General features: G+C 40.9%; 11 protein-coding genes, 1 tRNA gene and 1 pseudogene. 11 read left to right on the top strand and 2 right to left on the bottom strand.

The features are described from left to right. Positions 1–172 precede the first annotated feature (172 nt). From recU to nusB, 10 genes and pseudogenes are all read left to right on the top strand, one after another. Positions 173–772, top strand: coding sequence for a Holliday junction resolvase RecU (recU, locus tag LRA01S_RS07810; protein ID WP_061775075.1), 600 nt, complete (start codon positions 173–175; stop codon positions 770–772). A 73-nt stretch (positions 773–845) separates the two neighbouring features. Next, positions 846–2,768 carry a PBP1A family penicillin-binding protein gene (locus LRA01S_RS07805; RefSeq protein ID WP_249028461.1) on the top strand — a complete coding sequence of 641 codons (1,923 nt, stop codon included), beginning with the start codon at positions 846–848 and terminating at the stop codon, positions 2,766–2,768. A gap of 77 nt (positions 2,769–2,845) precedes the next feature. After that, a tRNA-Cys gene (locus LRA01S_RS07800) sits at positions 2,846–2,916 on the top strand. Positions 2,917–2,995: 79 nt separating this feature from the next. Beyond that, positions 2,996–3,271, top strand: a pseudogene (locus LRA01S_RS07795) (NUDIX hydrolase); the annotation flags it as partial. 298 nt (positions 3,272–3,569) lie between these two features. After that, on the top strand, positions 3,570–4,304 hold the full coding sequence (locus LRA01S_RS07790) for an alpha/beta fold hydrolase (RefSeq protein ID WP_082785423.1): 735 nt from the start codon (positions 3,570–3,572) through the stop codon (positions 4,302–4,304). A gap of 56 nt (positions 4,305–4,360) precedes the next feature. Continuing rightward, entirely contained in the window at positions 4,361–6,853 is a 2,493-nt protein-coding gene (gene mprF, locus LRA01S_RS07785) for a bifunctional lysylphosphatidylglycerol flippase/synthetase MprF (RefSeq protein ID WP_061775071.1), read from the top strand. 108 nt (positions 6,854–6,961) lie between these two features. Continuing rightward, positions 6,962–8,020, top strand: a complete 1,059-nt coding sequence (locus LRA01S_RS07780) for a M24 family metallopeptidase (protein ID WP_061775070.1) — start codon at positions 6,962–6,964, stop codon at positions 8,018–8,020. A gap of 293 nt (positions 8,021–8,313) precedes the next feature. Then, on the top strand, positions 8,314–8,871 hold the full coding sequence (gene efp, locus LRA01S_RS07775) for an elongation factor P (protein WP_061775069.1): 558 nt from the start codon (positions 8,314–8,316) through the stop codon (positions 8,869–8,871). A gap of 92 nt (positions 8,872–8,963) precedes the next feature. Beyond that, positions 8,964–9,374, top strand: a complete 411-nt coding sequence (locus LRA01S_RS07770; RefSeq protein ID WP_061775068.1) for an Asp23/Gls24 family envelope stress response protein — start codon at positions 8,964–8,966, stop codon at positions 9,372–9,374. Further along, entirely contained in the window at positions 9,364–9,978 is a 615-nt protein-coding gene (gene nusB / locus LRA01S_RS07765) for a transcription antitermination factor NusB (RefSeq protein ID WP_061775067.1), read from the top strand. The genes LRA01S_RS07770 and nusB overlap by 11 nt, the downstream gene beginning before the upstream one ends. 60 nt (positions 9,979–10,038) lie before the next feature. Here the strand turns inward: nusB and LRA01S_RS07760 are convergent, their stop codons facing one another. Then, positions 10,039–10,935 (bottom strand): cation diffusion facilitator family transporter, encoded by an 897-nt coding sequence (locus tag LRA01S_RS07760; RefSeq protein WP_061775066.1) that lies wholly within the window; start codon positions 10,933–10,935, stop codon positions 10,039–10,041. Next, a complete protein-coding gene (locus LRA01S_RS07755) occupies positions 10,904–11,242 on the bottom strand; it encodes an ArsR/SmtB family transcription factor (protein WP_061775065.1) in 339 nt (112 codons plus the stop codon). The genes LRA01S_RS07760 and LRA01S_RS07755 overlap by 32 nt, the downstream gene beginning before the upstream one ends. A gap of 166 nt (positions 11,243–11,408) precedes the next feature. On the opposite strand from LRA01S_RS07755, the gene manA reads away from it, so the two are divergent. Then, positions 11,409–12,353 (top strand): mannose-6-phosphate isomerase, class I, encoded by a 945-nt coding sequence (manA, locus tag LRA01S_RS07750; RefSeq protein ID WP_061775064.1) that lies wholly within the window; start codon positions 11,409–11,411, stop codon positions 12,351–12,353. Position 12,354 lies beyond the last annotated feature (1 nt).

Here is a 12,354-nt window from a genome sequence, read left to right as displayed (position 1 = left end):
AAATTTAGTGTCGTATGACACAATACGCTTGTATATTCCACTATACTATAGTAAACTTATAATAACTGTATTTTATTAAAAGTGAGTAAGAGAAGTCTCTTGAGATATTCGTAGAGTATCTGAAACTAGTGAAACAAACGCAGTTGTTGCTAAAGTGTTAGAGAGGAAAATCATGGTCAAATACCCTGGTGGTGTTGCGATTGCACGAAAACAGCAAATCAAACAACCAAAAACGGTTAGATTTGGCAAACGTGGGATGAATTTTGAAGCTGAGATCAACGCCACAAATGATTATTATTTAATGCGTGGGTTGGCAGTCATCCATAAAAAACCAACACCAATTCAAATTGTTAAGGTTGATTATCCGCAACGGAGTCGGGCAAAAATTACAGAAGCCTATTTTCGTCAAGCCTCAACAACTGATTATTCTGGTGTTTATCAAGGTTACTACCTTGATTTTGAAGCCAAGGAAACACAAAATAAATCTAGTTTTCCACTCAAAAACTTCCACGAACATCAAATCATGCACATGGAAAATGTCTTAAAGCAAAAGGGGGTTGCCTTTGTTTTACTCCATTTTTCGACCTTATCGAGGACTTTCTTACTTAAAGCAAGTGATTTAATCCCATTCTTTAAAGAAAAAGACGGACAAAAATCGATTCCTCTAGCATTTATTGAAGTAAAAGGGTACGAACTCCCAACCAATCAATTACCTAGCATACCTTATCTCGACTGCATCCAAAAAATTTTAGGAGGTGACTCACATTTCTAATCCACGAAAAAGTAAGCGAAAAATGAATTTACGCGTCATAAGAGTTGTCAAATGGTGTCTCATCTCAATTTTTATGCTCATTATTATTGGTTTTATGGCTGGTGTTGGCCTCTTTATTCATTATGCCAAGGATGCACCAAAATTGGAAGAGTCTAAGCTACAGTCTAAGCCATCATCAGTCATTTATGATAAAGATGGTCAAGTACTAGTTGATTTGGGCATTGAAAAGCGTGAGTTAGCCGATACCAAGGATATTCCTTTGGAACTGGTTGACGCGGTAACCTCTATCGAGGATCACCGCTTTTTCCAGCACCGTGGGGTTGACCCGATTCGGATCATTTCATCGGTTATTCACAATACACAAAATGATAGCATGCAGGGAGGCTCAACGTTGACCCAGCAGCTGATCAAGCTCTCTTTTTTCTCGACCAAGGCAAAAGATGCGACAATCAAACGTAAAGCGCAAGAAGCCTGGATGGCAGTGAATCTCGAACGCCAGAACACCAAAGAAGAAATCATCACTTATTATATCAACAAAACCTATTTGGGCAATGGTTTTTATGGGATGCTGACCGCGGCTAAAAGTTATTTTGGTAAAGACCTCAAGTCGCTGGATTTGGCACAGATTGCCTTGCTTGCAGGTATGCCACAGGCACCTAATTCTTACGATCCTTATGCTCATCCAGAAGCAGCGAAAGAACGCCGTGATATGGTGCTACGCGCCATGTATCGCTACAAAAAGATTTCTAAAAAACAGATGGAACAAGCCATCGCAGAGCCAATCACTGAAGGTTTACAAGCAGCACCAACCACTAAAGCTGTTCCTAGCTATCTCGATAACTATGTTAAACAAGTCATCTTAGAAGTTGAGAAAAAAACAGGGTTGGATGTTAACAAAGCTGGTCTTAAAATCTATACACCATTAGATAATGCAGCACAACAAAGACTTTGGGACATCTTTAATACGGATCAATATGTAAATTTCCCAGATGATCTTTTCCAAGTTGCTTCAACAGTCGTTGATGTCAATTCTGGCGCTGTGGTGGCCCAACTTGGTGGTCGAAAACAGCCAACTGATGTAACTTTTGGTTTGAACCAAGCAGTTGAGACGAATCGAGACTGGGGTTCAACCATGAAGCCGCCGACAGATTATGCACCTGCTTTTGAATATGGCGTTTATAAATCAACAGGCGATATCATTAGTGATACCTGGTATGTTTACCCAGATGGTACCAATACACCAGTTTATGACTGGGATAAACTCTATCAAGGCAATATTACAGTCCGTAAAGCGGTTTGGGGATCAAGAAATATCCCAGCTGTTAAAACTTTAGCCTCTGTTGGTCTTGATAAATCACAAGCCTTTCTTGAAACTTTAGGAATCAAGTATCCGAATATGCAATATTCAAATGCCATTTCAAGTAATAATAATGGTCAAGGTAGCGGATGGGGCGCAAGCTCTGAAAAGATGGCAGCTGCCTATGCTGCCTTTAGTGCTGGTGGGATTTACACCAAACCTTACTATGTCAATAAAATCATTGACGCAGAAGGCAAAGAAACGAACATGAAACCTGAGCGGACACGAGCGATGAAAGCATCAACAGCTTATGTGATGACAGACATTCTTAAAGGTGTTATTACAAACGGTACCATGACCAACGGGATTATCCCAGGACTTAATCAAGCTGGCAAAACAGGAACATCAAACTACGATGATACCCAATATGACCAAGCGATGGAAAATATAGATGGTCCTTATGATGGCAGTTCACTTGCGCCAGATGAAAACTTCGTTGGCTACACCCCTCACTATTCTATGGCCGTGTGGTCGGGTTATGATAATCGAATGACACCAGTCTGGGGATCTAAACTCTACTTAGCACTTGATGTTTACCGCGAGATGATGACCTATCTAGCTTCAACGACAGATAATGCTGATTGGACCATGCCAGAAGGTGTTCAAAAAGTAGGTAATGAGTTAACGATTAGTAACTAGACGCTGAAATGGAACGAATTATCTCTTCAAATTTTCTTGACAAAACCTATCATTCTATTATATAATGGAATGGTTGTGGCGGTATAGCCAAGTGGTAAGGCACGGCTCTGCAAAAGCTTGATCGTCGGTTCAAATCCGTCTACCGCCTTAGATTTAAAGCATATTAAAGTAAAAACCGCCTTATTGAGCGGTTTTTACTTTTTGTCATGCTGATAAAGGAGAAAAACATGACAGTTAAACTCATTGCTCACACTTTGATTCAAAGAGATAGAAGATACCTGCTAATCAAGAGAACAGCGATTAAAAGAGGGAAACTAAATGTCTATCCACATTTTTGGGACATTCCTGGTGGTAGTGTAGAGCCGGGTGAAACGCCCCAAGAAGGGGCGCGACGTGAAGCCGTAGAAGAGATTGGCTTAGAAATTTCTTTAGAAAAGATCATTCATGAAGATGGTGAGTATGATGCGGCTAAAGCAACAGTTTTTACACGACTAGTTTATGCGGCAGTACCGAATCAATAGGGATCAAACTTGAGAGGAGCATCAGAATTATAGGTGGGTATAGTTGCTTGAGGCGCTCAAAGGTGAAAAATTGTACCGTATTTAACGGCAATTGTACCACCGCAGTAAAAGTTGTAAAGTATTAGCAAGGTAAGAAAATTGCTTAAGCGTCTATGGTATAATAAAGATAAGAGAAAATGTCATTTTAAACTTATCCACAATTTATTTAATGCGGTTATAATGGGTCAATCCTTATACCATCATCTATCACATTTTTAGCAAAAAGGTGTAAAATAGAGATATGAAACGGTTAATCGCACTTTTAATTCTAGGAGTAAGTCTGATGGCAACACAAGTTAAAGCCGATGGATTGAGATCAGGCTATATTAAGACCCATGATGGTGAAAATATACACTATGTTCGAAAAGGGACGGGAACGCCGTTGATTTTACTTCATGGAAATGGTCAGAGCGCTCGTTATTTCAAACCGCAGATGGATTTACCTTTTGATACAATTGCCATTGATTCTAGAAATCATGGCAAATCAAGTAGCTCACAGCAATTGAATTTTGAATTGATGGCGCAAGATGTTTTAGAAGTCATGGATCAGCTTAAAATACAGAAAGCAGATATTTTAGGCTTTTCTGATGGCGCTAATTTAGCCATGGTTTTTGCCAAAAATCATCCAGAACGGGTTAATAAATTGATTTTAAATTCAGGGAACTTATCTCTGTCAGATCTCCATTTTTTCCCGAAACTGACGTCTATTTTGCAAAATATTTTCTTTAACACGCCTGTATCAGAGCTGTTGGTTAAAGATGTGGGTGTGACAACATCTGATCTGAAGAAATTTAAAATGCCAGTTCTCGTGATTGCAGGTCAATATGATTTGATCAAACTAACTTCGTCCAGGAAGATTGCTAAAGCCTGTCACGGTCAGTTTATAGAGATTCCAGACGCTTTTCACAAGGTTTCTCACTCTCGTCCTAAAACCTTTAATGCAGTTGTTACCAAATTTTTGCAAGCTTCATCTTAAACATTAAACGCTCATCCTAATCCCTCCCTAAGTTCTAAAAGTAGAAAGAGACCGGAATGATCCAGTTTTTAAAGAAAAATCAAAAGTATTTCAAGCTTATTTTTGTGATTGCAGTGGCCTTTATTGCACTGACTCAAATCACTGGCCTACTCAAACAAGTTCAACCCGATAAAATCAGCCTGATTTTTGAACGTCTTAGCTTATTTGACTTTGTTCTGGTGATTTTCACAGGTTTAATCAGCGTTGTGCCCATGCTTAACTACGATCGCGTGCTTAATCAACTCGTCGGCACCGATTATCCGCTACCTAAACTAATCAGAATGTCATGGTTAATCAACGCGTTAAATAATATCGCAGGATTTGGAGGTGCGGTTTCTGTTGGCCTGCGAAGTCATTATTACGGTAAAAATGTTAAAGAAAAACTCCTTGCCAACATTTCAAAAGTGTTTTTCTTTGCCCTCTCAGGTCTCTCAATTTACGGTCTTATCGGTTTTATTTTAGTTCAGTCAGGTCAAGTTGATCAATTCCTCAGCCAATACACGATTTGGCTAATTGGTGCAGCAGTCTATTTCGTCCTCGTCCTTCTCTTCACACGAAAAAATCTAGGCGGACTCAAAAAACGCTTTCAAGCAGAGTTATTATTGACTAGCTTCCTTGAATGGAGCGGCGTCATGCTCACCTTCATCGTCATCGGTCACGTCCTTGATGTCAAAATATCAGTGGCTAGTCTGATTGTTTTGATCACAGCCAGCTCAGTGATCGGGATCTTATCCATGATTCCTGGCGCACTAGGTTCTTTCGATGTCATGATGATGCTTGGACTCCTTCACCTCGGTGTCCCACGTGAAATCGTCCTCGTCTGGCTTCTCCTCTATCGCCTAGCTTACTATCTCCTTCCTCTTGCTATAGGACTAATCTCTTGGATCATGACAGCAGGACGCGAGTTTGATGCCCGCTTTAGCGGGATACCGATTAACCTGAGCCGCGAGATTCTGCATAAGGTAGTGACGTTCATGACAGCAGTAACGGGTGGATTCCTTGTGCTGACTGCCACGGTTCCAGAAGCATTTCTGGAACTACGCTGGTTACGTCAGATTTCGCCTTGGAATGCTAACTTGATCGCAGAATCGCCAAAAATCATTCTTGGCTTTCTGCTCATTATTACCAGTCGTGCTGTTAAAAATCGTGTGTCTCGTGCCTACATCCCAACACTCATCATTGAGTTATTGACTGTAGTTTATGTCTTTTTGGATGACTTTTCTTGGTATTCCATTGTTTTGATGACGATCTTACTTTTACTGACTGTATTCATCAAAAGTGAATTACACCGTGAGCAATTAGTTTTGAGCTACGAAACGATAATGATTGATAGTTTCTTTGTCATTATTCTGATGCTACTTTATATCGTTGTCGGTACCATGTCACGTCCTGCCTACCATCTGCACCATAAAGTTAATGAATTTCTCCTTTTCCCGTCAGAAAAAATTTGGGCGAGTGGGCTGATTGCCATCTTTATCGTTGCAGGAGTCTGGTTACTCTACATGCGTTATTTACAAGGCAAGTCCCAAAAAATTGGAACAGAACTAGATGAGACAGTGGCGCTAGATATTTTGACGACCTATGGTGGTAACACCCAAAGTCAACTTCTCTTTATGGGTGACAAGCGGATGTGGGTCTATGACAACCGTCTTGTGATACAATTCGCTATTCGTCAGGATAAAGTTTTAGTCATGGGAACACCATCTGGTGACCATTCATGCCTGTTAGAAGCTTTGACAGCCTTTATTCAGGAATCTGATCGCCTAGGTTACCGCCCTGTCTTTTATGAAATTGATAAGAAGACGACTTTGATTTTGCATGAATTAGGCTATCACTTTATCAAGCAAGGTGAAGAAGGTCATGTCAACCTAACTGATTTTACTTTGACTGGTACGAAAAACAAGAGCAAACGTCAAGCAGTCAACCAAGTTGAAAAAGCAGGTTTTAAGTTGACCATGATTGAACAAGAAGACTTAACACCAGAACTCTTTGCAAGACTGCAAGACATTTCTGATGAGTGGTTGGATGGTAGACGTGAAAAAGGTTTTTCTCTAGGTTATTTTGATATGACCTATCTCTCTAAAGCACCGATTGCAATCGTCCGCTCCGAGGATGAGATTGTTGCCTTTGCTAACATCATGCCAACTTATACTAAGGACTTCGTCACCATTGACCTCATGCGCCATACTAAAGATGCACCCAAAGGTGTTATGGACTTCCTATTCATCAAACTCTTTGAGTATTACCAAGCAGAAGGAATCGCTAAATTTGATTTAGGGATGACACCGCTTGCGAATGTGGGAACGGCTCGAAGTGCTTTCGTTTCAGAGAGAATTGCTAATTTGATTTATCAGTTTGGAGATTCTCTTTATAATTTTGAAGGCTTACGTAATTACAAGAAAAAATATGTGACATCTTGGGAGTCCAGATATACTGCTTACTCGCATAGTTCCAACATCGCTTTTGTCATGTTAGCACTATTGCTCCAAGATAATCAAACCATTAAGTAAGAAGCCTTTGAGCGGGCGAAGTTCGTGAATGCCCCCGCTTGGCAGGAGCGTAAGTGGATGTCAAGTTTTAAGATTTCACTCAGTGAAATCGCAGAAAGGAATTGTAGAATGACAAGACTATCAAGTGTTAGAGCACGCATGCAAGTCGAGGCGTTAGATGCCGTGATCATCACAAATTTGAAAAATATTTATTATCTAAGTGGTTTCTGGGGAACAGCGGGTACAATCTTAGTGACCCAGAAGGCTCAGTATTTGCTAACTGATTCACGCTATAGCATTGCGGCGCGTGAGGTTGCGGTGGATTTTGATATCGTGGAAACACGAGAAGCTTTCGTAGAAATTGCTAAGTTGCTGAAAAAAGAAGCAGTATCACTAGTTGGTTTTGAAGACGGTGTAACTTATGCAGAGTTTCAAACAATGCAGAGTCAGCTAGCGGGAGTGACGCTCAAAGCGACGACTAACTTCATCGAAGTGCTTAGACAGATTAAAAGCCCAAGTGAAATTGCAACGATTAAAAAAGCCTGTGCCATTTCAGACCAAGCCTTCAATGATCTTTTGAAGTTTGTGGAACCAGGTAAGACGGAAATTGAGATTGCTAATTTCTTAGATTTTAAAATGCGTGATTTAGGTGCTTCGGGTATTAGTTTTGATACCATCGTTGCGTCAGGTAAACGCAGTGCACTGCCACATGGTCGTGCAACGCATAAACCGATTGACTTTGGGGATACAGTAACGGTTGATTTTGGCTGTTATTATGATCACTATGCGAGCGACATGACACGGACTTTCTTTGTCGGTGAAGCCAGCCCTCAAATGCAAGAAATATATCAAATTGTGCAAAAAGCGCAACAAGCTGTTACAGATGTCAGTGCACCAGACTTGACATTTGGAGATTATGATCGTGCGGCGCGTGATATTATTGAGACGGCTGGGTACGGTCAAGCCTTCTCGCATGGCATCGGTCATGGGTTAGGCCTTGACGTCCATGAAATTCCTTATTTTCCAAAAACATCTCAAGAACGCTTGGTTGAAAATCTGATCATCACAAATGAACCAGGAATTTATGTTGAAAACCTAGGTGGTGTCAGAATCGAAGATGATCTACTGATCACAAGCCAAGGTGTTGAAGTTCTAACCAAGGCACCAAGAGAGCTGATTATCCTATAAGCGCCATTGAATTGGTTATAAATCTAGCGAAATGGTTTGAAATATGTTAAAATGGAGAGAACCTGTAGGGCGCCTCTAAAAACTGCTTTTGCTAGCTTTTGATTAAATTTTTCAAGCGCAAGGCATTGCGACAAGGCTTGTGGCTGTGGTTACTCGCCACAAAAAAGTGCATGTGCTTATTGCAAGGTGCGAAGCAATAACGATGCGATTGGGAAATTTAGCCAAAAGACGCAAATCTGAGTTTTTAGTGGCACCCTATCAATATGCAAAAAATGAAAGTGAGAACATAAAAAATGGTAGCAGCAAACGAACTCAAGGCGGGCATGACTTTTGAAACTGACGGCAAACTTTTGCGCGTCTTAGAAGCCAGTCACCACAAACCAGGTAAAGGTAACACGATCATGCGGATGAAACTTCGTGATGTTCGGACTGGTTCAACTTTTGATACGTCTTATCGTCCTGAGGAAAAATTCGACCAAGCCATTATTGAAACACATAACGCGCAATACCTCTACCAAATGGATGATACAGCTTATTTCATGGATAACGAAACTTATGACCAATATGAAATTCCAGTGGCAAGTGTTGCAGACGAGTTGAAATTTATCCTTGAAAACGAAGAAGTGAAAATCCAATTCTTCGGCACAGAAGTGATTGGTGTTCAAGTGCCAACAACAGTTGTTTTGACAGTAACTGAAACACAACCATCGATCAAAGGCGCTACTGTAACAGGTTCTGGTAAACCAGCTACGATGGAAACTGGTCTTGTTGTTAACGTGCCTGACTTTATCGAAGTTGGCCAAAAACTTGAAATCAATACTGAGACAGGTGCTTACTTGAAACGTGCTTAATCACCTCGTGATGAAGCCAACTGGTGACCTTTAGTCTCTCCGAAACCATTCGTCGCCGCATCACAATGTCCTAAGAAACGGGGAAAGAAATTATGACAGATACAAATAAAATTACCAACGCTGAAGCACTCGGCGAAATCGTCATTGCACCACAAGTTGTTGAAACGATTGTTGCAGTTGCTGCAGCAAAAATTGACGGTGTCTATGGCTTGCGCAACAAAAGTTTTGCAGACCTGATTGGCAAAAAAGCAGATGGCCGTGGCGTATATGTCCACCAAGAAGACGACAAAGTTGTTGTAGACATCTATGTCTACTTGACTTACGGCGTTTCTGTACCAAATGTTGCCATGGAGATGCAACGTGTTGTCAAAGATAACGTCCTTGATATGAGCGATATCGTTATTGATGAAGTCAATATCCATGTTGCTGGTGTTGTGCCTGAAAAGACACCAAAACCAGACTTCAAAGAACTATTTGATGAGGACTTTTTGGATGTCGACTAAGCCATTAAGCCAGCATGAAATTCGCATTCGTGCTGTGCAATCCCTCTATCAACTCGAAATGACACCTGATGAAACTGTTGAAGATGCCATGGTATTTGCCTTAACCAATGACGACAGACTGGCAAGCCAAGAATTGGTAGATGAAAATCCAGTAGCTGTTAAGCCTAAGCGAAAAGGGCCAGGAACAGTCTATTCTTTCACACCCAACCGAGAAGGTGGTGTAACCAAGCAAGCCTTGGGGTCAGGTGCTGTTTCCAGTCCAGAACCAACGGTTGAAATTCCAGCATCAGCTTATATCTTAACAGATCGCTTTGATGATGCGCATAAATCTAACCTAGAGTTTATGATGGCCTTGGTTTATGGTGTGCGTGCCAAGAAAATAGAGCTTGATGACAAGATCACGACATATTTATCAAAAAATTGGTCGGTTAAACGTTTGTCGCCAATCAATCGTGTGATTTTAAGACTAGGTGCCTTTGAGATTTTATTTGCTGAAACACCACGTATTGTGGCCATCAACGAAGCGATCGAACTGGCTAAAGCTTTCAATGATGAAAAAGATGCTAAGTTCATCAATGCCATTTTGACAAAAATCGGCGAATAATTTATTCGCATAATTTAAAGAAAAATCCCCGAACAGTAATAATAGCTGTTCAGGGATTTTTCATACTTTCAATTCGTTTTCTTGATGTGCCTGATGTTCCAGCATATCTCCATCTACTTCAATAGCAGAATAAGCGACATTATGCTTTTCTAGAATCGCACGTGCAGCAGTTTTGGCCTGGGCTTGGTCAGAAATAGTGATAGTCATATGCAGCATGGCAGCGTGCTTTTCACCGTCAATTGACCAGATACAGAGTTCAGTCGCCTGATCGATTTCAGGCGCATTTTCTAGTTCAGCAACCAAGGCAGCGTAGTTGACCGTTTCTGGTGCCGCCTCCATTAAGATCCGTAAAGTCCCAATAAATTTTGGGATGGCTTTTGTCAGAATAAAGATTGAAATAGATAGAGATAAAAGTGGGTCTAACCAATACCAGGGTTGAAAGTGCATGACAATTGATAAAATTAGCACTGCAATCCATCCGAGGACGTCTTCTAACATATGGAGGTTGAGAATGCTTTCATTGCGAGATTGCCCTCTCGTCATTAAATAAGCCCCGTAACCATTAGCAATAACAGCGACAATAGCCAGCCAGAACATACCAGTCGTTTGAACCGGTGTTGGATGCAATAGGCGTGGAATAGCTTCTAGAATAACAAGGGTGGAGCCAACGAGTAAAATAACACTGGTAATCAAGGCACCGAGCAAGGAAAAACGACGATAGCCGAGGGTATAGGAGTGGTTGGATTTCTTGCGAGAAACCTTCTCGAAAAACCAAGCAAAACCAACAGCAATCGCATCGCCCGAGTCATGTACGGCATCGGAGAGAATGGCCACAGAGCCGAACATGGCGCCAAAAATAAATTCAAGGATGGCAAAAACAATATTGAGGACAAAAACAATCGTGATCCGCTTGCCAGATTCTACGTCAGGCGTTGTCTTGTGATGGTTGTGGGTCATGGATGTGGTCACTTTCTAATTCTTGCGCATGGGTAATGGAGAGTTTGAGGAGTTGTAGGATGTGGCTATCGCCAATCTGGTAATTGATGGCTTTGCCATCTCTGGCTTGGGTTACGAGCTGATGGGCTTTGAGTATCTTGAGTTGATGGGAAACAGCAGATTGCTCCAAACCAATAGCTTCTGAAATCTGCGAAACGTTTTGTTGCTTGTCTGATAAGAGGAGTAAAATTTTAACGCGAGAGGGATTGGATAAAACTTTATGAATATGGATGATTTCTGTCAGGGTATCATTTGAAATGTTTTTCATATGAATATCTTATCATATATTAAGAGGAATAGCAAGTTACTATTGTATAAAATATACAAAAAATACGGCAGAATAATTCGCATCAAATCCCTTTTTTTCAAGGATATTTGGTAAAATAGAGATAGAAAAGTTTCAACCATAAAAACAGTACAGAAAGAAGTGACACATGACACAACCATTATTTCTTAAATCAGTTTTTCAGGAAAAAATCTGGGGTGGTGACCATCTCAAAACTTTTGGCTATGACCTGCCGACAGATAAAATCGGTGAGTATTGGGCGATTTCTGCCCATCCCAATGGTCTGTCAACGGTTAAAAATGGTGAATTTGCTGGTCAAACTTTAGATGTGCTCTACAAAAATCATCGGGAGTTATTTGGTGACTCACAAAAAGAAGTATTTCCACTCTTAACTAAAATTTTGGATGCCAATGATTGGCTCAGTGTCCAAGTTCATCCAGACGATGCTTATGGTCTCGCCCACGAAGGTGAGTTAGGAAAAACAGAGTGCTGGTATATTATCGCGGCAGATCCCGATGCTGAAATTATTTACGGCCACCATGCCAAAGATAAGGCAGAATTACGTGCCATGATTGAAGCGGGAGACTGGGATCATTTATTAACCAAAGTTAAAGTTAAAGCTGGCGACTTCTTCTACGTGCCAAGTGGTACGATGCACGCCATTGGTAAAGGCATTATGATTTTGGAAACCCAGCAGTCATCTGATACGACTTACCGTGTCTATGATTTTGATCGGAAAGATGACCAAGGCAATTTGCGTGAGTTGCATATTGACAAATCTATTGATGTGCTAAATTTTGGTGCGCCTGCTAACACGACACCTGTTGTGACGGAACTTTCCAACCTTGTTAAGACATCTTACGTCTCTAACAACTTTTTCACAGTTGAAAAATGGGAAATTTCTGGTCCGATAGACTTTATAAAGACGGCACCTTATACGTTATGCTCGGTTTTGGACGGTCAAGGAAGTTTGACCGTTGCGGGGATAAGTTATCCAGTTCAAAAAGGCGATCACTTCATTTTGACAAGTGATATTTCTGACTGGCAATTCGAAGGTCAATTGACGATCATTGCTAGTCACGATGGGGAATAAT

It is taken from the genome of Pseudolactococcus raffinolactis NBRC 100932 (genome assembly GCF_001591765.1).
In the GTDB taxonomy this organism is placed as follows: domain Bacteria; phylum Bacillota; class Bacilli; order Lactobacillales; family Streptococcaceae; genus Pseudolactococcus; species Pseudolactococcus raffinolactis.
Note: the sequence above shows the minus strand (reverse complement) of the source record. Positions and strands in the feature narration are given on the sequence as shown.